Consider the following 19,888-nt stretch of genomic DNA (forward strand, 5'->3'; position numbering starts at 1 on the left):
TTACTCCGGCATGACGATCTGCAATTTCACGTCGGTCTCGCGCGCCAGGGCGGCACGGTCGAAACCGGCGATGCTCTCCTCGAAGGGGATCGAGGCCGAGATCAGCGGCTTGAGATCCACCTTGCCCGAGGCGATCAGCGCGATGGCGCGGTCATAGACATTGGCATAGCGGAACACCGTCTCGACCCGCAGTTCCTTGGCCTGCAGCCCGACGATATCGACCGGCACCGGATCGACCGGCATGCCGACCAGCACGATGGCGCCGCCCGGACGCGCAAGCTGGTGCATGGACAGGATCGCGGGCGCGGCGCCCGAGCATTCGAAGACGATGTCGGCGCCCCAGCCCCCGGTCGCCCCGGACACCGCCTCGGCCAGCGGGCGGTTGCGGATGTTCACCGTCTCGACGCCGTCATAGGCGCCGATGATGTCCAGCTTGGGCTGGGCAAGGTCGGCCACGATCACCCGCGCGCAACCGCCGGCCAGTGCGGCCAGCGCCACCATCATGCCGATGGGGCCCGCGCCCGTCACCACCGCCACGTCGCCCGGCTGGATGCGCGCCCGCAGCGCCGCCTGCATGCCGATGGCAAAGGGCTCGACCATCGCGCCCTCGGCAAAGCTCACGTTGTCGGGCAGCTTGTAGGTGAAGGCGGCCGGATGGATCACCTCGGGCGTCAGGCAGCCATGCACCGGCGGCGTCGCCCAGAAGGTCACGGCGGGATCGACATTGTAGATGCCCAGCTTGGCGGCGCGCGAGGTCGGGTCGGGAACCCCCGGCTCCATGCAGACCCGGTCGCCGGGCCTCAGGTGCGAAACCTCGGCCCCCACCTCGATCACCGTGCCCGCGGCCTCATGGCCCAGCACCATCGGCGCTTCGACGACGAAATGGCCGATCTTCCCATGCGTATAGTAATGCACGTCCGAGCCGCAGATCCCCACCGTATGGGTCTTGATCCGCACGTCCCTGGGGCCGAGCGTGCCGGGAATGTCGAAATCCCGCAGCGACAGCTTGCCCTTTTCTTCCAGCACCAGTGCCTTCATCGCCCGTCCTCCTGATGGCCGCGCCGCCTCCCGGCGCCCTCGACTCGCGTCTTTGGCGGCGAGTCGGGGCCACTGTAAACAGAAACCCGCATCACACGCGAGCTTTTGCCCATCAGAAGAATAAATGTATCAGTCTTTGATTGCGAAAACCATGCGCCGCAGGGCGGCAGCGACGCACGGCGCGCCAGAACCCGAGAATCGGGTCATTTCATCAGCCGGTCCTTGACCACCGGACCGACGGCGCCGAAATCCATCTGCCCGGCATGGCGCGTGCGCAGCTCGGCCATGACCCGGCCCATGTCGCGGATCGACTCGGCGCCCAGATCGGCGATGGCCTTGTCGATGGCGGCGCGGGTTTCCTCTGCGTCGAGCTGGCGCGGCAGATAGGACTGGATCACCTTGATCTCGTCCTGCTCGCGCTCGGCCAGTTCCAGCCGGCCGCCTTCCTCATAGGCTTTCGCCGATTCCTGGCGCTGCTTGACCATCTTGGACAGGATGGCGGTCAGGTCGGCATCGCTCAGCCCGGCCTCCTCGCCGCCTTCGGTGCGTGCGGCGATCTCGCGGTCCTTGATCGCGGCCGAGATCAGCCGCAGCGTCGAAAGCCGTGCTGCCTCCTTGGCTTTCATCGCCTCCTTGGTATCGGCCAGAATGCGTTCGCGCAGTCCCATGTGATCCTCGCTGAATGAATTGAGCCGGGTCGTGCCCGGCTTCGCCCCCGCCGTCAAGCCGTGCCCTCAACCCGGGCCGGGCTTCAAAGTTCCGCGCAAGGCCGGTTCCCGCCTTGACGCCCGCCCGCCCTTTACCTAGGTTCCCGCCGATTTACCCGGAGAGTGACGATGCCCCAGAAACCGACCGCATGTCTTGCGCTTGCCGACGGCACCGTGTTCCACGGCCAGGGCTTCGGCGCGGTCGGGGAAGTGGTGGCCGAACTGGTCTTCAACACCGCGATGACCGGCTATCAGGAGATCATGACCGATCCCTCCTATGCCAGCCAGATCGTGACCTTCACATTTCCCCATATCGGCAATACCGGCGTGACCGAGCAGGACGACGAGGCGCCCGAGCCCGTCGCCCCGGGCATCGTGGTGAAATGGGATCCGACCGAGCCCTCGAACTGGCGGGCCAGCGCCGATCTGGTCGACTGGATGGCCCGGCGCGGCCGCATCGGCATCGGCGGCGTCGACACCCGCCGCCTGACCCGCGCGATCCGCCAGCAGGGCTCGCCGCATGTCGTGCTGGCCCATGACCCCGAGGGGAATTTCGACATCGCCGCCATGGTCGCCAAGGCGCGCGACTGGCAGGGCATCGTCGGATTGGACCTCGCCAGGGAGGTCAGCTGCCGGCAAAGCTATCGCTGGGACGAGGGGCTGTGGTCCTGGCCCGGAACCTTTGGCCAGTCGGACGAGAAAAAGCCCTTCCGGGTCGTCGCCGTCGATTATGGCGCAAAGCACAACATCCTGCGCTCGCTGGCGCAAAGCGGTGCCGAGGTGACGGTCCTGCCGGCCACCGCCACCGCCGAGGAGGTGCTGGCCCACGACCCCGAGGGCGTGTTCCTGTCGAACGGCCCGGGCGATCCGGCCGCGACCGGCGAATATGCCGTGCCGATGATCCGCGAACTGCTGGGCAAGGACCTGCCGATCTTCGGGATCTGCCTTGGCCATCAGATGCTTGCACTGGCGCTTGGCGCCAGCACGATCAAGATGAACCACGGCCATCACGGCGCCAACCACCCCGTCAAGGACGTGGAAACCGGCAAGGTCGAGATCACCTCGATGAACCACGGCTTCGCGGTGGATGCGCAGACCCTACCCGAAGGCGTGATCGAGACCCATGTCAGCCTGTTCGACGGCTCGAATTGCGGGCTGCGGGTGGCCGACAGGCCGGTCTTCTCGGTGCAATATCACCCCGAGGCCAGCCCCGGCCCGCAGGACAGCGCCTATCTGTTCGACCGCTTTACCGAGGCGATGCGCAGCCGCCGCGGCTGATCGTTCCCGAAAAGGCCGCGATTAACCCGTTCTTAACCCTCTGGATGCCAGAGAGGGGGTCGGAATGACCCAGACCGGGAATCGCGCATGGCCCGCATCGTCCCTATCAGGCCCTTCGAAGGCATACCTGTCCTGGCGGCCTTGCCGGACCCCGCCGAGACGGTCGTGTCGGCCCGCGACCTGCGGCCGCTCGGCCAGATCCTGATCGAGGACGGCGCGGTCGACCCGCGCAACCTGTTCAAGGCGCTGGTCATGCGCCAGCGCCAGTCGGCACGGCTGGGCGAGATCCTGCTGGCGAACGGCTGGGTGCGGGAAGAGGCGCTGATCCGCGCCCTGTCCCGGCAATGGCGCGCCAGCGTGCTGGACCTGAAGGCGCTGCCGCCCGATCCGCGCCTGGTCGATGCGATGGGGGCGCAGCTTTGCCTGGCCGAAGGGGTGGTGCCCTGGCGGCGCGTCGGCGGGGTGACCTTCATCGCCACCGCCCGGCCAGAAGGATTCCAGGCGTTGCAGGACCGCCTGCCCCAGGATTTCGGCGCGGTGCGCATGTTGCTGTGTTCGGAAAACGCCGCGCGCGAGGCGATCCTGGCCCTGCGCCGCACCGCGCTGATCCGCCAGGCTGAAACCCGCGTTCCCGCCCATGAAAGCTGCCGCACCCGCAACGAGCGCCGCTTCGGCCGAATCGCCGTGATCCTGATCGCGGCAACGGTGCTGGGGTTGCTGCTGGCACCGATCGCGGTGATCGCCTTGCTGACGGGTTGGACGGTGCTGACGCTGATCGCCTCGGCCGCGTTGAAGCTGCTCTCCTTTGCCGCCATCCTGCGCCGGCACCGCCTGGACCGCGCCAAGGCCGAGGCCATGGCGCGCGATGCGATCCCGCCGCCCGAGATGACGGCACCGCTGCCGGTGATCTCGGTCATGGTGCCGCTGTTCGCCGAGGCCGATATCGCCGAAAAGCTGATCGGCCGGCTGTCGCGGCTGGACTACCCGCGCGAGTTGATGGACATCCTGATCGTGGTCGAGGAAACCGACAGCGTCACCTGCGCGGCGCTGGAGGACGCCCGTCTGCCCCGCTGGCTGCGGGTCGTGAAGGTGCCGGACGGGCCGGTGCGCACCAAGCCGCGGGCGCTGAACTATGCGCTGAACTTCTGCCGCGGCTCGATCATCGGGGTCTGGGATGCCGAGGACCGGCCCGAGCCCGGCCAGTTGCTCAAGGTCGCACGCGGCTTTCATTTCGCGCCGCCCGAGGTGGTCTGCCTGCAAGGCGTGCTGGACTATTACAACCCGCGCACCAACTGGCTGGCGCGCGCCTTTACCATCGAATACGCCTCGTGGTTCCGCGGCACGCTGGCCGGGGCGGCGGCGCTGGATCTGGTGGTGCCGCTGGGGGGAACCACGCTGTTCTTCCGCAGCGAGGCACTGGAAGAGGTCGGCGCCTGGGACGCCTGGAACGTGACCGAGGATGCCGACCTGGGCGTGCGCCTGACCCGGCGCGGCTATCGCACGCGGATGCTGGATACAGTGACGCATGAAGAGGCGAATTGCCGCCTGATCCCCTGGGTCAAGCAGCGGTCGCGCTGGCTCAAGGGCTTTGCCATGACCTGGGGTGTGCATATGCGCGACCCGGTGGCGCTGTGGCGCGATCTGGGCGCACGGCGCTTCATCGGCTTGCAGGTGCAGCTTTTCGCCTCGGTCTCGCAATATCTGCTGGCGCCGGTGCTGTGGAGCTTTTGGCTGCTCAGCCTCGGCCTGCCGCATCCGATGCGCGGGATGCTGTCAGGCATGCTGGGCGGCAATGCCATCGCCATCCTGTTCACGCTGTTCGTGGCCTCGGAACTGCTGAACATCGCCATCGGGCTTTGGGCGGTGCGCGGGCGGGGGCATCGCCACCTGCTGCCCTGGGTGCCGACGCTGCACCTGTATTTCCCGCTCGGCTGCCTGGCGGCCTGGAAGGCGATCTACGAGGTGGTGGCCAAGCCCTTCTACTGGGACAAGACGCAGCACGGCATCTTCGAGGCCGGCCAGGAAGAGGCGCCCGAGCCCGCACCCATCGCGCCGGGCAGGCTGATCCCGCTGCGCAAGGCGGCCGATCTGCATCCCTTGGCGCTGATTGCCGACCCGGCCATGCCTGCTCCGCGCTCGAAGCGCAACTGGGCCTTCCTGCGCGGCAAGCGCCTGACCGCATGAGGTTTCATAGGCACTTCGGACGGCGCGAAAGCAAGCAGCTCATCGGCCCCCACGGCAGTCGGCCGGGAAAGGCGGGAACCGGCCCGCATCGCCGGCGCCCACGCCGGGCAGGATCGCCCGGAGCGGCGCGATATTCCTATTCCGCCCGCACCTCGACCCCCGCCAGCACGCCGTCGATGACGGCGCCCGCCGTCGCGACGGTCTCGGCCAGCCGCTTGGCCAGATCCTCCAGCGAGGCCGTGCCGGTTTCGCGCAGCAGGAAGGCCTGCCCGCCCTTGCCCAGATTGTCCATGTCCAGCGGTTTTTCGGTCAGCAGCCGGCCGGCACATTGCAGATTCCACAGGAAGCGCCGGGCCGAGGCCAGCCTCTCGCCATCCTCGCGCCCGATCAGCCCGGTCCGCGGCCCGGTGCGCAATTGCGCCTGCACCGCGCGCGCGGACGAGCCGGCACGCAGCGCGAAACATTGCGCCAGCAATTCGATGTCCTGCAACCGGCCGCGGCCGATCTTGGCCTCCCAGGCGCCATCGGGTGCCTTGGCGGCAAAGATGCGGGCGCGCATCCCGGCCAGGTCCGGCATGACCCGAGGGTCCGAGCCGCGGTTTTGCAACACATCGACACGCAGCGCCTCGACCTCGCCGGCCAGCGCCGCGGCATCGGTGCCGCAGGTGCCGATCACCCGGGCACGGGTCAGGGCCAGATGCTCCCAGGTCCAGGCCTCGGTCATCTGGTAGTCGCGAAAGCTCTGCACCGAGGTCGCCACCGGCCCCTGCCGCCCCGAAGGACGCAGCCGCATGTCCACCTCGTAAAGCCGCCCGGCCGAGGTCGGCGCCGACAGCGCCGTGATCATCGCCTGGGTCAGCCGCGCATAATAGGCCCGCGTCGCCAGGGGCTTCGACCCCTCGGACACCTCTTGCCCGGCGGCGTCGTAAATGACGATGAGGTCCAGGTCGGACGAGGCATTGAGCTGTCGCGCCCCCAGCGAGCCCATGCCCAGCACCACCGCCCCCCGGCCCGGCGCCGGACCGTGCCTGCGGGCGAATTCCGCGGCCACCACCGGGAACAGCGCGGCGACCGCGGCATCGGCGACATCGGCATATTGCCCCCCTGCCTCCTCGGCACCGATCAGGCTGCGCAGGTGGTGGACGCCGATGCGGAACTGCCATTCATGCGCCCAGCGCCGTGCCGCATCCAGCGCCTGTTCATAGCCGCCATTGGGCCCCGTCAGCGCCGAATCCAGCAACTGGTCGATCTGACGGCGCAACTCGGCCATGCCCGGCCAGGCCGAGAAGAAGCTGCCGGCCAGCACCGCGTCCAGCACCTCGGCATGGCGCGCAAGATAGGCCGCAAGCCCGGGCGCGGTGCCGCAGATATCGACGATCAGTTCGATCAGTTGCGGATTGGCCTCGAAAAGCGAGAAAAGCTGCACCCCGGCGGGCAGCCCGGCCAGAAAGGCGTCGAACCGCGCCAGCGCCTCCTCGGCATGAGCGGCGGCGGTCAGGCGGGTCAGCAGATCGGGCTCGATCCGGGCAAAGACCTCGCGGCCGCGCGCCGAACGCAGGGCGGGATAGCTGCGCCAGCGTTCCACCATCGCCTCGGCCTCGGGGGAAAGCGTCGGCCGGGCGCGGCGCTCGCCGGGGGCAAAGAAATCGCCGGTCAGCGCCTCGACCCGGACCAGGCGTGCGGCCAGGCGCTCCGACCAGGCGGCGGTATCGGCATCGCCCATCATCCGGGCGATGGTCTCGACCCCCTCGGCCGAGTTCGGCAGCGTATGGGTCTGGGCGTCGTTCACCATCTGGATGCGGTGCTCGATCTCGCGATGCTCGCGGTAATGCGCGGTCAGTTCGCGGGCCACGTCGGGCGGCACCCAGCCCTTTTCGGCCAACCGCGCCAGCCCCTCGACCGTGCCGCGCACGCGCAGGTCGGGATCGCGGCCGCCGGCGATCAGCTGGCGGGTCTGGGTGAAGAATTCGATCTCGCGGATGCCGCCCTGGCCCAGCTTCATGTTGTGACCCGGCACCTCGATGCGGCCGGAGAGACCCTTGTGCTCGCGGATGCGCAGCCGCATGTCATGCGCGTCCTGGATGGTGGCGAAATCCAGGTGGCGCCGCCAGACGAAGGGGCGCAGCTCGCGCAGGAAACGCGCGCCCGCCGCCAGATCGCCCGCGCAGGCGCGTGCCTTGATATAGGCGCTGCGTTCCCAGGTGCGGCCCTCGGCCTCGTAATAGGCCAGCGCCGCCGAGATCGAGATGCAGACCGGCGTCACCGCGGCATCGGGTCGCAGCCGAAGGTCGGTGCGGAAGACATAGCCCTGATCGGTATTGTCCGAGATCGTCGCCGCCGCCTTGCGGGTGGCGCGGATCAGGCTGGCACGGGCCTCGTACTGGTCGTCCGGGGCATAGGCGCTGTCGTCGTAAAGCACGATCAGGTCGATGTCCGAGGAATAGTTCAGCTCTCCCGCGCCCATCTTGCCCATGGCCAGCGCCACGATGCCGCCGGCCTCGGCCCCGGTCGGGGGCAGCTTGCCGCGCGCCTGCTCGGCCGCGACATGGGCACGCAGCGCCAGGTCAGTGGCGCGGTCGGCCAGGTCGGTCAGCGCGCCGGTCACCTGCTCCAGCGTCCAGACGCCGCCCAGATCGGCCAGCGCCGCCCACAGCGCCACCCGCCGCTTGGCGCGGCGCAGCGCGGGGCCAAGGGCATCGGCGGAAAGCGTCTCGAACCCCGCCGTCTCGCGCGCGACGACATCCTCATGCGCCAGCGCCTCGGGCAGCCAGTCGGCTTCGCGCTCGATCAGCCCGGCCAGATAGGGGCTGCACCCGGCGGCCCCCCGGATCAGGTCGCCCAAGCGGGGATCGGCGATCCCGGTCGCCTGCAGCGCGGAAAGGCCGCGGGCGGGATCGGCAGGAATGGGCAGGCGGGTGATGCGGGCGGCGAAATCCATGGCCGCAGCCTAGCCGCAGCCCGCGCCGCGTCAATGCCGCGCGGATGGACCGGAACGTTCAAATCTTACGGTTTTCCATGCTTGGCGGCAGGGACAACTATTGCTAGGCTCAGCCCCAGAGCAATTGACCCCAGACACGCCGCAGCCGAAACGCGCAGACATGAGAATGACCCGACCGCATGCGCCCGCAAGCATGCTGCACCCCAGAAGCCGGGGGTGCGGCTGATGCGGCACACCCTGCCTCATGCGCCGCAATTCTATGTGACGGCTCCGCAGCCCTGCCCTTACCTGCACGGGCGGGCCGAGCGCAAGCTGTTCACCGCGCTGGCAGGCGATTCGGCCAATGAACTGAACAACGCCCTGTCGCGCCAGGGCTTTCGCCGCTCGCAGAATGTGCTTTACCGGCCCAGCTGCGAAAGCTGCGTCGCCTGCATGTCGGCGCGCATCCGGGTCTCGGAGTTCGAGCCCTCGCGCACGCAGCGCCGGATCGCGCGCAGGAACGCGCATCTGCGCCGGCTCGCCACCAGCGCCTGGGCAACCGAAGAGCAATACGAGCTGTTCCGCGCCTATCTGGACGAGCGCCATGCCGACGGCGGCATGGCCGACATGGACATCTTCGAATTCGCCGCGATGATCGAGGAGACGCCGGTGCGCACCCGCGTCATCGAATATCGCGCGCATCAGGGCGACAGCAGCGAAATCCCGCCCCCGCCCGACAGCGACCAACTGGTCGCGGTCTGCCTGACCGACGTGCTGGATGACGGGCTGAGCCTGGTCTACAGCTTCTACGACCCGGCGCTGGAAGGCTTCAGCCTGGGCACGCATATCATCCTGGACCATATCGACCTGGCCCGCAGCGCCGGCCTGCCCTTCGTCTATTTGGGCTATTGGGTGCCGGGCAGCCGCAAGATGGACTACAAGGCGAAATTCTCGGCGCTGGAGATCTACAAGGGCGGCGTCTGGCAGCCGATCGGCGACCCGGCGCAGCACACATCCGACATCCACCCCCTATCCATCGACCCCATCGTCGAGCAGGTGGCGCGCATCAATCTGCCGTCGAATCGGAGATGATTACCGAAAAGCCGGCGTACGGGTAAGAATATTTCAAGAATTTGCGACACCGGGTCATTTTCTTGGACAATCGCCATTGACCGCGCCGCGCCGCGCCCATAGTTTCCCGCGACGCAGCGGGGGCGGCTTCCCCGCCGTGTTTTTGTTCAGAGATGGAGAATGGGCATGTCCCGACAGATGACGGGTGCAAGGATGGTTATCGAAGCTCTGCGCGATCAGGGCGTCGATACGGTATTCGGCTATCCGGGCGGGGCGGTACTTCCCATTTATGACGAGATTTTCCAGCAGAACGACATCCGGCACATCCTGGTGCGCCACGAACAGGGCGCCGTCCACATGGCCGAGGGCTATGCCCGCTCGACCGGCAAGCCGGGGGTCGTCCTGGTCACCTCGGGACCTGGCGCGACCAATGCCGTCACCGGGCTGACCGATGCGCTGATGGATTCGATCCCCATCGTCGTGCTGACCGGGCAGGTTCCGACCTTCCTGATCGGCACCGACGGCTTCCAGGAGGCCGATACCATCGGCATCACCCGCCCCTGCACCAAGCATAACTGGCTGGTGAAAGAGACGGACGAGCTGGCGGCGACGATCCACAAGGCCTTCCACATCGCCACCTCGGGTCGTCCGGGGCCGGTGCTGATCGACATCCCGAAGGACGTGCAATTCGCCACCGGCGAATATGTCGGGCCGAAACAGATCGAGACACCCAGCTATCAGCCGGTGAAGAAAGGCGACCTGGCGACCATCACCCGGCTGGTCGAGCTGATGGAAACCGCCAAGCGGCCGATCTTCTATACCGGCGGCGGGGTGATCAATTCCGGCCCCGGCGCCAGCCAGCTTCTGCGCGAACTGGCCGAGGCGACGGGATTCCCGGTCACATCGACGCTGATGGGGCTGGGCGCCTATCCGGCCTCGGGGTCGAAATGGATCGGCATGCTGGGCATGCATGGCCTTTACGAGGCCAACATGGCCATGCACGACTGCGACCTGATGATCGCGGTCGGCGCGCGCTTCGACGACCGCATCACCGGGCGGGTCGCGGATTTCAGCCCCGGCTCGGTCAAGGCGCAGATCGACATCGACCCCAGCTCGATCAACAAGGTGATCCATGTCGACCTGCCCATCGTCGGCGATGTCGGCCATGTGCTGGAGGACATGCTGAAGGTCTGGAAATCCCGCGGCCGCAAGACCGATACCGAGGGACTGCGGGCATGGTGGGCACAGATCGAACAGTGGAAGGCGCGCAACTGCCTCGCCTATCGCAACTCGGACAAGGTCATCAAGCCGCAGCATGCCTTGCAGCGGCTGCAGGCGCTGACCGCGGGGCGCAGCCCCTATTTCACCACCGAGGTCGGCCAGCACCAGATGTGGGCGGCGCAGTTCCTGCATTTCGAGGATCCGAACCACTGGATGACCTCGGGCGGACTGGGCACGATGGGCTATGGCCTGCCAGCCTCGATCGGGGTGCAGGTCGCCCATCCCGAGGCGCTGGTCGTCAACGTCGCCGGCGAGGCGTCCTGGCTGATGAACATGCAGGAAATGGCGACGGCGGTGCAGTTCCGCGCGCCGGTCAAGCAGTTCATCCTGAATAACGAACGCCTGGGCATGGTGCGGCAATGGCAGCAATTGCTGCATGGCGAGCGCTATAGCCAGAGCTGGTCGGAAAGCCTGCCCGATTTCGTGAAGCTGGCCGAAGCCTTCGGCTGCGGCGGGCGCACGGTTTCGGACCCGGCCGATCTGGACGCCGCGATCCAGGAGATGATCGATTATGACGGTCCGTTCATCCTGGACGTGCTGGTCGAGAAGCACGAGAACTGCTTCCCGATGATCCCCTCGGGCAAGCCGCATAACGAGATGCTGCTGGGCGAGGCCTCGACCGAAGGCGCCATCACCGGCGCCGGCGCGGCCTTGGTCTGATTTAGGAGAAGAACATGGCGGCACTGAACATCCAGAAGGGCGCATCCAGCCATTCGGCCTATGACCTGCGCGACCCGAATGCCCAGGTCATCGAAAGCCATACGCTCGCGGTGCTGGTCGAGAACGAGCCGGGCGTGCTGGCGCGCGTCATCGGCCTGTTTTCCGGGCGCGGCTACAACATCGACAGTCTGACCGTGGCCGAGGTGGACCATCTTGGTCACCGTTCGCGCATCACCATCGTGACTCGCGGCACGCCCGCGGTGATCGAACAGATCAAGGCGCAGCTCGGCCGCATCGTCCCGGTGCACGAGGTCCACGACCTGACCGTCGAAGGCCCCAGCGTCGAGCGCGAGCTGGGCCTGTTCAAGGTCACGAGCAAGGGCGACAAGCGGGTCGAGGCGCTGCGGATCGCCGAGATCTTTCGCGCCAGCGTGGTCGATTCGACGTTGGAAAGCTTCGTCTTCGAAATCACCGGCACGCCCGAGAAACTGGACGCATTCGCCGATCTGATGCGCCCCCTGGGGCTGTCGGACCAGGCCCGCACCGGCGTCGCCGCGCTGGCGCGCGGCGCCTGAACGAATCAGCGGGCGGCCGCCAGTTTCAGCGGCCGCTCCAGCATCTCGCCTTCGGGGTTCGAGATCACCCGCAGCAAGGGGCGGGTCTGGTCGGGCTTCTCGCCCATCTCCCGCAGCAGGCCGGGCAGTTCCGAACGCTGGTTGCCGGCGACAAGGCAGACGAAGCGGGCATGACGCAAGCCGGCCTGCACTTCGAATTCAAGTTCGACCAGATCGCCCGCCTCGGGCCATTCGGTCGTGACGACAAGGTTCTCCTTGCCCTGAAGATAGGCCAGCGCGCCGTGATCCTCGCACCAGATCACAGCTTTTTCCTTGGCCGGACTGCTCCATAAAATAACCCCGATCATGAAAGCTCCTAAAGCAAAGCCGCCCGGACAATAATGGACGCAATCCAACCCTTGCGGGAAATTATCGGCAATTTCTCGCCTATGAAAGCAAATTTTGGCGGAACCGTTCAGTTTGAGCCCGGATTTGCAGGCAAATTGCACATTTACACCGGATTGGCCATCGAAATTCCCTGAGAATTACGGCTTTCCGTGACAAATCATGGATCTGGCGCAAGCAAGGACGCGATGCAGCAATGCAACAGCACCCGGCGTCATCGCACCCGGCCCGCCCGGTAATCGGCCACCGCGCGCGCCACCTGTCCCATGCGGGCGCTTCGGGACGGGTGCGTGCCCAGAATTTTGTCACCCGGATCGGGGATGCGGGCAAAAAACAGCGCACCGTGTTCGGGATCGAAACCGGCATTCAGCGTGATGATCGCCCCCAGGTAATCCGCTTCGAGTTCCCAATCCTTGGAATAATAGCGGGCACCCATCTGGGCACCGAAATCCTGCGCGGTGCGAATCGCCTCGGGATCGCCGCCATAGGCGCTGGCCAGCCCGCCCAGGATCACCGCACCCACGGTCGCGGCGCCGGTCTTGCGGTTGATATGGCCCAGGATGTGATGGCTCGCCTCATGTCCGACGACGAAGGCCAGTTCGTCGGCATTCCGCGCCTCGCCGATCAGCGAAAGGGTGAACCCGATGATCGGCCGGCCGCTGGGATCGACGGTCTGGAAGGCGTTCGGCTCCAATCCCGCTCGGTCATCGACGACGAACTGGAAGTCGCAATTGATCGGCTGGGTGCGGCGTTGCAGGCATTCACGCTCGACCGCCGGTTCCATGCGGCTGATCACCGCGATGAAGGTGCGGGCCGAGGCCGAGGCGTTCGCCGGCGTATCCGGCGCCGGCGTGATGGCGACATCCGGCCCACCGGGCTGCGGCACCCCCGGCTGCGGAACGGGCGCGGCGACACAGCCCGCCAGCACCAGCACGATCGCCGCCACCGCCTGCCATGTCCTGACCATCTGCCGCCCCCGCATATCCCTGGTTCGCGCCACTTTAGCCGGGCCTTTCATCCCGCGCCAAGCCCCGGGCTTGCCCTGGCCGCAATATCACGCGATTGTTGCAAAAAGCACGGAAGGATCGCCATGTTCACCATCGAGCATGATTTCGACGCGACCGTCATCACCCTGATCGACGAACTCCCCGAGGCCGAGGCGGGCTCGCGGCCGCTGAACGAGGATGTCGTGATCCAGAGTTTCGAGGATCGCGTGGTGGTCGAGCAATTCGACCCCGACACCGGCGAGCTGGCGCAGATCGTCCTGACCATCGAGCAGCTGGAGGAATTGCGCGCCGCGCTGAACCTGCCCGAAGGCAATTACCGGCTGCAGCGCGGCTAGTCGATGCGGAACAGCTTGTCGCGGGCGGTGGCGCCGCGCACCAGCACCAGCCGCGACTTGGCGACGCCCAGCGCCTTGGCCAGCAGCTTGACCACGGCGGCATTGGCCTTGCCGTCCTCGGGGACCGTGGTGACGGTGACGCGGATCGCCTCGCCGTCCAGGATCACCGCATTGCGCGAGGCGCGCGGCGTGACGCGCACGGCGATTTCGGCGCCGGGCCGGGCAAGATGGCTCAGATCGGTCATGCCCCTTTGAAGCCGCGCGCGGCGAAAAAGGCAATGCCGGCTGGCATAGGCCGGCCCGCACCGCTATCTGGAAGGCAGGACACGCGCGAACCCGACGAGGACCGAATGGAACATGCCGATCCCGCCACCCTTGCCTTCCTGCGCCGCCGCCGCTCGCATCCGCCGAAGCTGCTGACCGGCCCCGCCCCCTCGCGCGAGGCGCTGGCGGACCTGCTGGAACTGGCCGCCCGCGTGCCCGACCATGGCAAGCTGGAGCCCTGGCGCTTCGTGGTGCTGGGGCGCGATGCGCTGGACCGGCTGGCCCCGGTGCTGGCCGAGCATGTCCTGGCCAGAGGCGGGGACGAGGCCGCGGCGGAAAAGGCGCGCTCGGCCTTTGGCTCGCCGGTGATCGTGGCCGTGGTCTCGGCCCCCGTCGCAAGCCCGAAGGTGCCGGAATGGGAACAGTTCCTGTCGGCCGGGGCGGTCTGTCTGGAACTGGTGAACGCGGCGCTGGCGGCAGGCTATGGCGCGGCCTGGCTGACCGGCCCCGCGGCCGAGCCGGAATTCGCCCGCCCGCATCTGGGCATCGGCGAGGGCGAGCGCATCGTGGGGCTGGTCCATATCGGCCAGCGCGGCCCGACCCCGCCCGAGCGTCCGCGGCCGGATGTTGCGGCCAAGACCACCTTCCTGTGATGGTGCTGCGCGCGGTGATCCTCGCTTGGGGAGACCTGCTGCGGCCGCGTATCTTCGGCGTGGTCGCGCTTGGCGTGGCGCTGACGCTGTTGCTGTTCGTGGCGCTGCAAGCCGGCGCCTTCTGGGCGATCCGCGCCTTTGCGCCCGAGACGCTGACCCTGCCCTGGATCGGCCCCGTGCCGCTGGCACCCGCGCTGTCCTGGAGCTCGCTGCTGCTCTTTCCGCTGATGAGCATCTTCCTGATGATCCCGGTCGCGGCCGGCTTTTCGGGACTGTTCGCCGAGCGCGTCTCGGAAGCGGTCGAAGAGGTGCACTACCCCGCCCGCAAGGGCCTGCCGGTCGATTTCTGGGACGGGCTCTGGGAATCGCTGGCCGTGATGGGCGCGGTCATCCTGGTCACGCTGGTGACGCTGGTGCTGACGCCCTTCCTGGGCCCGCTGGCCTCGGTGCTGTTCTATGGCGGCAACGGCTGGCTTCTGGGGCGCGAGTTCTTCCAGATGGCGGCCCGGCGCCACCTACACGAACCGCAGGCGACCGCGCTGCGCCGCAGCCTGACGACGCAAGCCACGGCGCTGGGGGTGCTGATCGCGCTGCTGCTGACCGTGCCGGTGCTGAACGTGGTCATTCCGGTGCTGGCGGCGGCGGGGTTCACCCACCTTTTCCATATCAGCGCGTCCAGGCCTCAAGGTCTGCGCGGGTGATGACGCCGGCGACGATGACATAGGCGATCACGCCCCAGATCAGCGCAGCGATCAGCGTCGCCCACAGCACCTTCTTCTTCAGCTTCGGCTCATGCGGCGCACCGGCGGGCGTGCCGGGCGTGACCTGCCCGACATCGGCCTGGCTTTGCTGGCCGATCGGCAGCAGCACGAACAGCACCAGAAACCACAGCACGGCATAAAGGACGATGCCTCCGGTCAGGCTCATCAGACCTGCTCCAGCTCGATCAGGCAGCCGTTGAAGTCCTTGGGATGCAGGAACAGCACCGGCTTGCCATGCGCCCCGATCTTGGGCTCGCCATTGCCCAGCACGCGCGCACCCTCGGCCTTCAGCTTGTCGCGGGCGGCCAGGATATCCTCGACCTCGAAGCACATGTGATGGATGCCGCCCGAGGGATTCTTTTCCAGGAACCCCTTGATCGGGCTTGCGTCGCCCAGCGGATAGAGCAGTTCGATCTTGGTGTTCGGCAGTTCGATGAAGACGACGGTGACGCCGTGGTCGGGCTCGTCCTGCGGCGCACCGACCTTGGCGCCAAGGCTGTTTTCATATTGCGCGGCCGCGGCCTTCAGGTCGGGCACGGCGATGGCGACATGGTTCAGGCGTCCGATCATCACTTCCTCCGTCGTTTGCGCCCTTCTAGGGCGACAAGGCGGCGGGGGGAAGGAAAAGAAAGCGCCGTTAACCGCTTCTTAGGGGAATCGCGCGATCCTTGGGGCAGATGGAGATTCCCAGTTAGGATTTTACGAGATGGAACAGGAAAGGATCGGTGCGGACGCATTCCCCACCTGGCGGGTCACCCTGCCCAACCGGCCCCTGACCGGCCTGACGGTGCTGGTGATCGAGGATTCGCGCGTCGCCAGCGAGGCGGTGCGCCTGCTCTGCCTGCGCTCGGGCGCACGCATCCGCCGGGCCGACAGCATCCGCGCGGCCCTGCGGCATCTGCAGACCTATCGCCCGGGCGCGGTGATGGTGGATATGGGCCTGCCAGACGGCGACGGCGCCGACATGATCGCCACCATGGCCAAGGCGATGCCGCGGGTGCCGGTGATCCTGGGCATCTCGGGCGATCCGGCCAATCGCGACGCGGCGCTGAGGGCGGGGGCCGACGGCTTCCTGGCAAAGCCCATCGAAAGCCTGGCACTGTTTCAAGAGGCGATCCTGGCGGTCCTGCCGCCCGAGGCGCGGCCCCGGGGGTTGCGTGCGCTGCCCGACGACATGATCACCGCCGATCCCGAGGCGCTGCGCGACGATCTGGCGCATGTCGCCGATGTGCTGGCGCAGGCCGACGACACCGGCGCCATCGACTATATCGCGCGCTTCCTGGCCGGGGTGGCACGCTCGGCGCATGACCGGATGCTGGAGGATGCGGCGACAACGCTGGCGCAGGACCATGCCGACGGCCGGGCGCTGGCCATGGACGTGGCCCGGATCAGCGGGCTGGTGCAGGACCGGCTGGCGGCGGTCCGCATTTCGTGACGGTTCAGGCCACCGTCAACGCCGACAGGCTTTGCCGCTGGCGCCCCTGGGCATCGAAATTCCCGGGCGCGAGCCATGCGCGGTGCGCCGCGGCAAGGCGGGGCCAGTCCCGGTCGACGATGGCATACCAGGCCGTGTCGCGGTTGCGGCCCTTGTAGATCATGTGCTGGCGAAAGATGCCCTCGAAGGCGAAGCCATAGCGCAGCGCGGCCCGGCGCGAGGGGGCGTTCAGCGCGTCGCATTTCCACTCGACGCGGCGATAGCCCGCATCGAAGGCCCAGCCGATCATCAACGAGATCGCCTCGGTCGCCGCGGGGGTGCGCTGCATCGGGGGTGCGATCTCGATATGGCCGATCTCGATCACGCCGTTGGCGGGGTCGATGCGCATGAACGAGGCCAGGCCGCCCACCTTGCCGGTCGCACGGTCGCGCAGGGCATAGAAGCAGGGGTCGGATTTCGCAGCCATCTCTGCCTGCCAGCCGCGATAGGCCGGCAGATCGGCAAAGGGGCCATAGCCCAGATAGTCCCAGACCCAGTCCTGCCCCTGATTGGCCGCGAACAGATCCTCGGCATGACGATCCGGGCCCAGCCGCTCCAGCAGCACATGGCGGCCCTCGATCAGATCGGGCCCGGGTGCCGGGGGCGGGGTGAAGCCGGTGACGACAGGGCCGGTGGGACGGTCCTGCGCGGCCGGGGAATCGACGGCGACGGAGGGGCCGGGGCTGGCAGGGGAATCCTCAGGCATGGGCGGAACTCCGATGGGGCTCAGGCCAGCATTGCCGGATCGCCGCCAAGGTCAAGCCCGGGAAAGATCGTGCGCTCCAGCCTGTCCTGCCCGATCCCGAACAGCCCGTGCATGGCCCAGGCGGCATAAGCGCGAATATCGCGCACGGGCATCAGGTCGCGACCGGCGTAAAGCTGGCCCTCGCCCAGTCCCGGCCAGTCGCCGAAAGCGCGGCCACCCCGGATCGCGCCGCCGGCCATCAGCAGCGCCCCTCCGGTGCCGTGATCGGTGCCGCCCGAGCCGTTCTCGCGCACGGTGCGGCCAAATTCGGTCATGGCCAGCACGGCGGTTCGACCCCAGTTCGGCCCCAGCCCCTCGCGCAGCTTCAGGATCGCCGCCGCCAACCGATCCAGCCCCCGGCCAAGGACGGCATGCTGGTTGGCATGGCTGTCCCAGCCGGGGATCGAAAAGGCGGCGATGCGGCTTTCGGCATTCAGCCGGCTGGCCGCAAAGGCCGCCAGCGCCTCGGCATCGGCGGTCGGCCCCGGGTTCCGGCCGATATCCGTGGTCTCACCGCTGATCTGCACCGCGTCCTGCGCTGCCGCGCGGAACAGCGGATCGTCGTGGTAGACATGCTCCAGCAGCATCTGCGCCTGCGGCGACAGCTTCAACGAGGCGCGCGGCGCCCAGCTGAGATGCGCAGCCTTGCCGGCCAGGATCCTCATCTGCTCGACGCCGACGGCATAGGCGGTCTCGGCCGCGGCGCCGGGCGTAGCTTGCAACAGCCGGTTCAGCCAGCCGCCCACCCGCCAATCCACCGGCAAGTCGTTGCCGGTCCCGGCCTCCAGCAGATCCTGGCCGTCGAAATGGCTGCGCTTGTCGCGATAGGGGGTCGAGACGGCATGGGCGAAGGCCAGCTCGCCCCTCTGCCACAGCGGCAGAAGCGGTTCGAGCCGCGGGTGCAGCGCATAGAAGCCGTCGAGGTCCAGCGCCCCGCCTTCCGGCCCCACCGAAAGGCTGCGACGCAGCTTGCCCAGCATCGGGTCGCCATAGGGCTGAATCGCGTCGAGCCCGTCCATGGCACCGCGCAGGATGATGACGACAAGCCGGTTCTCACCCGGAAGCGCGGCGAAGGTCATCGAGTTCATCAGCGGGTGCGCCGCGGCCGAACAGCCGATCAGCGCAGCCCCTTTCAGAAACAGGCGTCGGTCCAGTTTCGGCATCCGTCCCTCCTATCGCCGGTTGAAATCGCCGGAGGCAAGGATCAGCGCCACGCCCTCGGCCGCGCTTTCCGCCTTGGGCACGGCCCAGGCCAGTTCCGCCGATTGCGTGCCGCCGAAGGCCGAGACCAGCATCTCGCGCGGGTCGGGTAGTTCGTCCAGCAGCAGGCGCGGGATGCGCAGCGACCAGTTGATGCGCGCGGCCAGGGTCTGGGGCGCGATCCAGGCATCGGCGCCTTCCGGCCAGCCATCCGGCCCCTTGGGCCGGCCCCAGGGCTGGCCCATGGCCTCGACCGGCCCCCAGGCGGCGCGGCGAAACTCGGGCAGTTCCAGCCGCGCGATCCGTTCGCCGCGAATACCCAGAGCCCTCAGCCCGGCCACGCAGAAATCGAAAGGCTGGCGCACCTTCTGCCGCAGGCCCGAGGCCAGGTCGGGATGGCTGGCCATCACGCGATAGACCTGCGGCAGGTCGCCGCCGCTGTCGCGCCAGATGGCCGCCATGGACTCGACCAGATCCTCGGAAGGGTCGTCCGAGACGAAATGCACCGCCAGCTTGCGCGACAGGTGCCGGGCCGTCTCGGGCCGGCGCGCGATGTCGCGAAAGGCGGCGCCGATGTCGTCGAGCCCGCCGCGCCGACCCCCGCCATAGGCCTGGCCCAGCACGGTTTCCGCCCCCGGCTCGGCCCAGGCGCGCTTGAAGGCGAACCCCTCCTGATGGGAAAAGCTCAGCCCGGTCAGCAGTTCGGCCAGTTCGCGCACGTCCTTCTGATCATAGCCGGCGCCCACCCCCAGCGAATGCAGTTCCAGAGCCTCGCGGGCGAGGTTCTCGTTCAGCCCCAGATGACGCTGGGGCCGGCGCCGGGCAAAAGGCGAGTTCGGCCCCCGGCTGGAGGTCTGGTCCAGATAGACCAGCATCATCGGATGGGTGTCGGCGGCCAGAAACATATCCTCGAAACGGCCATTCACATGCGGGCGGATCGCCTCGTCCACGAAGGCCATCGCCAGGGCGTTGTTCACCTTGTTGATCGCGCGGACGGTGAAGTGATCGCTCCAGAACTGCACCAGCCTCTCGCCGAAGCCGATCGGATCGTCCAGGGCGCGGATCACCCGGCGGCGCAGGTCCTCGAGCGGCAGGGTGCCAAGCAGCCGGCCGGCCTCCTGCGCCTCGGGCGGTTCGGGCCGATCCTCGCGCAGGGCCTGCAGGCCCAGGCGGAACCGGGTCGCGATCTCGCGGGCCGTGTCGGTGGTCACCGCCTCGGGGCCCGGACCGGCATTGGCGGCTCCGGCCAGCACCGCCTCGACATCGGCGGGCGGCGGCATCAGCGGCGACAGGCCAAAGCCCAGACGGATCGCCGCCAATTCGGGAAACCCAAAGCTCATGCAATCATCCTTGC

20 protein-coding genes are annotated in these 19,888 nt (G+C 67.8%); 9 read left to right on the forward strand and 11 right to left on the reverse strand.

Going from position 1 to position 19,888, the window contains the following annotated elements; genetic code table 11:
* Together QPR87_RS15205 and QPR87_RS15210 are read right to left on the reverse strand one after the other, a co-directional pair.
* Complete coding sequence (locus QPR87_RS15205; RefSeq protein ID WP_011748450.1) at nt 1–1,038, reverse strand: NAD(P)-dependent alcohol dehydrogenase; 1,038 nt, start codon at nt 1,036–1,038, stop codon at nt 1–3.
* A gap of 203 nt (nt 1,039–1,241) precedes the next feature.
* Nucleotides 1,242–1,706 carry a GatB/YqeY domain-containing protein gene (locus QPR87_RS15210; RefSeq protein ID WP_011748451.1) on the reverse strand — a complete coding sequence of 155 codons (465 nt, stop codon included), beginning with the start codon at nt 1,704–1,706 and terminating at the stop codon, nt 1,242–1,244.
* A 168-nt stretch (nt 1,707–1,874) separates the two neighbouring features.
* On the opposite strand from QPR87_RS15210, the gene carA reads away from it, so the two are divergent.
* Together carA and QPR87_RS15220 are read left to right on the forward strand one after the other, a co-directional pair.
* Complete coding sequence (gene carA / locus QPR87_RS15215) at nt 1,875–3,023, forward strand: glutamine-hydrolyzing carbamoyl-phosphate synthase small subunit (protein ID WP_285050119.1); 1,149 nt, start codon at nt 1,875–1,877, stop codon at nt 3,021–3,023.
* Nucleotides 3,024–3,110: 87 nt separating this feature from the next.
* Nucleotides 3,111–5,207, forward strand: coding sequence for a glycosyltransferase family 2 protein (locus QPR87_RS15220; RefSeq protein WP_285050120.1), 2,097 nt, complete (start codon nt 3,111–3,113; stop codon nt 5,205–5,207).
* A 136-nt stretch (nt 5,208–5,343) separates the two neighbouring features.
* Here QPR87_RS15220 and QPR87_RS15225 read toward each other — a convergent pair whose 3' ends face one another.
* The gene (locus tag QPR87_RS15225) at nt 5,344–8,145 is read right to left on the reverse strand and encodes a [protein-PII] uridylyltransferase family protein (protein ID WP_285050122.1); all 2,802 of its coding nucleotides are present in this window, start codon (nt 8,143–8,145) and stop codon (nt 5,344–5,346) included.
* Between the two features lie 225 nt (nt 8,146–8,370).
* Between QPR87_RS15225 and QPR87_RS15230 the strand changes: the two genes are divergently transcribed.
* The 3 genes from QPR87_RS15230 (at nt 8,371) to ilvN (ending at nt 11,711) form a co-directional block, all read left to right on the forward strand.
* Nucleotides 8,371–9,216 (forward strand): arginyltransferase, encoded by an 846-nt coding sequence (locus QPR87_RS15230; protein ID WP_011748455.1) that lies wholly within the window; start codon nt 8,371–8,373, stop codon nt 9,214–9,216.
* Nucleotides 9,217–9,381: 165 nt separating this feature from the next.
* The gene (locus QPR87_RS15235) at nt 9,382–11,136 is read left to right on the forward strand and encodes an acetolactate synthase 3 large subunit (protein WP_104491855.1); all 1,755 of its coding nucleotides are present in this window, start codon (nt 9,382–9,384) and stop codon (nt 11,134–11,136) included.
* 14 nt (nt 11,137–11,150) lie between these two features.
* Complete coding sequence (ilvN, locus tag QPR87_RS15240) at nt 11,151–11,711, forward strand: acetolactate synthase small subunit (protein WP_011748457.1); 561 nt, start codon at nt 11,151–11,153, stop codon at nt 11,709–11,711.
* 5 nt (nt 11,712–11,716) lie between these two features.
* On the opposite strand, the gene QPR87_RS15245 is transcribed toward ilvN, so the two are convergent.
* Together QPR87_RS15245 and QPR87_RS15250 are read right to left on the reverse strand one after the other, a co-directional pair.
* Nucleotides 11,717–12,058 carry a hypothetical protein gene (locus QPR87_RS15245; protein WP_011748458.1) on the reverse strand — a complete coding sequence of 114 codons (342 nt, stop codon included), beginning with the start codon at nt 12,056–12,058 and terminating at the stop codon, nt 11,717–11,719.
* A 251-nt stretch (nt 12,059–12,309) separates the two neighbouring features.
* A complete protein-coding gene (locus QPR87_RS15250) occupies nt 12,310–13,062 on the reverse strand; it encodes a M48 family metalloprotease (RefSeq protein ID WP_285050126.1) in 753 nt (250 codons plus the stop codon).
* Nucleotides 13,063–13,185: 123 nt separating this feature from the next.
* Between QPR87_RS15250 and QPR87_RS15255 the strand changes: the two genes are divergently transcribed.
* Nucleotides 13,186–13,437 carry a DUF8831 family protein gene (locus tag QPR87_RS15255; protein ID WP_011748460.1) on the forward strand — a complete coding sequence of 84 codons (252 nt, stop codon included), beginning with the start codon at nt 13,186–13,188 and terminating at the stop codon, nt 13,435–13,437.
* Here the strand turns inward: QPR87_RS15255 and QPR87_RS15260 are convergent.
* Nucleotides 13,434–13,682: a DUF167 domain-containing protein gene (locus QPR87_RS15260; protein WP_011748461.1), complete on the reverse strand. Its 249-nt coding sequence runs from the start codon at nt 13,680–13,682 to the stop codon at nt 13,434–13,436. The genes QPR87_RS15255 and QPR87_RS15260 overlap by 4 nt on opposite strands.
* A 105-nt stretch (nt 13,683–13,787) precedes the next feature.
* On the opposite strand from QPR87_RS15260, the gene QPR87_RS15265 reads away from it, so the two are divergent.
* Both QPR87_RS15265 and QPR87_RS15270 read left to right on the forward strand, forming a co-directional pair.
* Nucleotides 13,788–14,354, forward strand: coding sequence for a nitroreductase family protein (locus QPR87_RS15265; protein WP_285050129.1), 567 nt, complete (start codon nt 13,788–13,790; stop codon nt 14,352–14,354).
* Entirely contained in the window at nt 14,354–15,055 is a 702-nt protein-coding gene (locus tag QPR87_RS15270) for an EI24 domain-containing protein (protein ID WP_285050258.1), read from the forward strand. Before QPR87_RS15265 ends, QPR87_RS15270 begins: the two co-directional genes overlap by 1 nt.
* On the opposite strand, the gene QPR87_RS15275 is transcribed toward QPR87_RS15270, so the two are convergent.
* Both QPR87_RS15275 and mce read right to left on the reverse strand, forming a co-directional pair.
* On the reverse strand, nt 15,021–15,281 hold the full coding sequence (locus tag QPR87_RS15275; RefSeq protein WP_011748464.1) for a DUF1467 family protein: 261 nt from the start codon (nt 15,279–15,281) through the stop codon (nt 15,021–15,023). The two genes, QPR87_RS15270 and QPR87_RS15275, sit on opposite strands and share 35 nt — an antisense overlap.
* Nucleotides 15,281–15,685 carry a methylmalonyl-CoA epimerase gene (gene mce, locus QPR87_RS15280; protein WP_011748465.1) on the reverse strand — a complete coding sequence of 135 codons (405 nt, stop codon included), beginning with the start codon at nt 15,683–15,685 and terminating at the stop codon, nt 15,281–15,283. The genes QPR87_RS15275 and mce overlap by 1 nt, the downstream gene beginning before the upstream one ends.
* Before the next feature lie 136 nt (nt 15,686–15,821).
* Between mce and QPR87_RS15285 the strand changes: the two genes are divergently transcribed.
* Nucleotides 15,822–16,550: a response regulator gene (locus tag QPR87_RS15285; RefSeq protein ID WP_285050132.1), complete on the forward strand. Its 729-nt coding sequence runs from the start codon at nt 15,822–15,824 to the stop codon at nt 16,548–16,550.
* A gap of 4 nt (nt 16,551–16,554) precedes the next feature.
* Here the strand turns inward: QPR87_RS15285 and QPR87_RS15290 are convergent, their stop codons facing one another.
* The 3 genes from QPR87_RS15290 to QPR87_RS15300 are packed head-to-tail and all read right to left on the reverse strand — an operon-like array spanning nt 16,555 to nt 19,874.
* Complete coding sequence (locus QPR87_RS15290; protein ID WP_285050133.1) at nt 16,555–17,295, reverse strand: GNAT family N-acetyltransferase; 741 nt, start codon at nt 17,293–17,295, stop codon at nt 16,555–16,557.
* Nucleotides 17,296–17,315: 20 nt separating this feature from the next.
* The gene (locus QPR87_RS15295; protein ID WP_285050134.1) at nt 17,316–18,497 is read right to left on the reverse strand and encodes a DUF1501 domain-containing protein; all 1,182 of its coding nucleotides are present in this window, start codon (nt 18,495–18,497) and stop codon (nt 17,316–17,318) included.
* Nucleotides 18,498–18,506: 9 nt separating this feature from the next.
* Nucleotides 18,507–19,874, reverse strand: a complete 1,368-nt coding sequence (locus QPR87_RS15300) for a DUF1800 domain-containing protein (protein ID WP_285050136.1) — start codon at nt 19,872–19,874, stop codon at nt 18,507–18,509.
* Between the last annotated feature and the right edge of the window lie 14 nt (nt 19,875–19,888).

The organism is Paracoccus sp. SSJ, assembly GCF_030234105.1.
Classification (GTDB): domain Bacteria; phylum Pseudomonadota; class Alphaproteobacteria; order Rhodobacterales; family Rhodobacteraceae; genus Paracoccus; species Paracoccus denitrificans.

Coding starts and splice junctions, on each gene's coding strand:
- QPR87_RS15205 (WP_011748450.1), bottom strand. CDS start 1,038: ATGAAGGCACTGGTGCTGGAAGAAAAGGGCAAGCTGTCGCTGCGGGAT.
- QPR87_RS15210 (WP_011748451.1), bottom strand. CDS start 1,706: ATGGGACTGCGCGAACGCATTCTGGCCGATACCAAGGAGGCGATGAAA.
- carA (WP_285050119.1), top strand. CDS start 1,875: ATGCCCCAGAAACCGACCGCATGTCTTGCGCTTGCCGACGGCACCGTG.
- QPR87_RS15220 (WP_285050120.1), top strand. CDS start 3,111: ATGGCCCGCATCGTCCCTATCAGGCCCTTCGAAGGCATACCTGTCCTG.
- QPR87_RS15225 (WP_285050122.1), bottom strand. CDS start 8,145: ATGGATTTCGCCGCCCGCATCACCCGCCTGCCCATTCCTGCCGATCCC.
- QPR87_RS15230 (WP_011748455.1), top strand. CDS start 8,371: ATGCGGCACACCCTGCCTCATGCGCCGCAATTCTATGTGACGGCTCCG.
- QPR87_RS15235 (WP_104491855.1), top strand. CDS start 9,382: ATGTCCCGACAGATGACGGGTGCAAGGATGGTTATCGAAGCTCTGCGC.
- ilvN (WP_011748457.1), top strand. CDS start 11,151: ATGGCGGCACTGAACATCCAGAAGGGCGCATCCAGCCATTCGGCCTAT.
- QPR87_RS15245 (WP_011748458.1), bottom strand. CDS start 12,058: ATGATCGGGGTTATTTTATGGAGCAGTCCGGCCAAGGAAAAAGCTGTG.
- QPR87_RS15250 (WP_285050126.1), bottom strand. CDS start 13,062: ATGGTCAGGACATGGCAGGCGGTGGCGGCGATCGTGCTGGTGCTGGCG.
- QPR87_RS15255 (WP_011748460.1), top strand. CDS start 13,186: ATGTTCACCATCGAGCATGATTTCGACGCGACCGTCATCACCCTGATC.
- QPR87_RS15260 (WP_011748461.1), bottom strand. CDS start 13,682: ATGACCGATCTGAGCCATCTTGCCCGGCCCGGCGCCGAAATCGCCGTG.
- QPR87_RS15265 (WP_285050129.1), top strand. CDS start 13,788: ATGGAACATGCCGATCCCGCCACCCTTGCCTTCCTGCGCCGCCGCCGC.
- QPR87_RS15270 (WP_285050258.1), top strand. CDS start 14,354: ATGGTGCTGCGCGCGGTGATCCTCGCTTGGGGAGACCTGCTGCGGCCG.
- QPR87_RS15275 (WP_011748464.1), bottom strand. CDS start 15,281: ATGAGCCTGACCGGAGGCATCGTCCTTTATGCCGTGCTGTGGTTTCTG.
- mce (WP_011748465.1), bottom strand. CDS start 15,685: ATGATCGGACGCCTGAACCATGTCGCCATCGCCGTGCCCGACCTGAAG.
- QPR87_RS15285 (WP_285050132.1), top strand. CDS start 15,822: ATGGAACAGGAAAGGATCGGTGCGGACGCATTCCCCACCTGGCGGGTC.
- QPR87_RS15290 (WP_285050133.1), bottom strand. CDS start 17,295: ATGCCTGAGGATTCCCCTGCCAGCCCCGGCCCCTCCGTCGCCGTCGAT.
- QPR87_RS15295 (WP_285050134.1), bottom strand. CDS start 18,497: ATGCCGAAACTGGACCGACGCCTGTTTCTGAAAGGGGCTGCGCTGATC.
- QPR87_RS15300 (WP_285050136.1), bottom strand. CDS start 19,874: ATGAGCTTTGGGTTTCCCGAATTGGCGGCGATCCGTCTGGGCTTTGGC.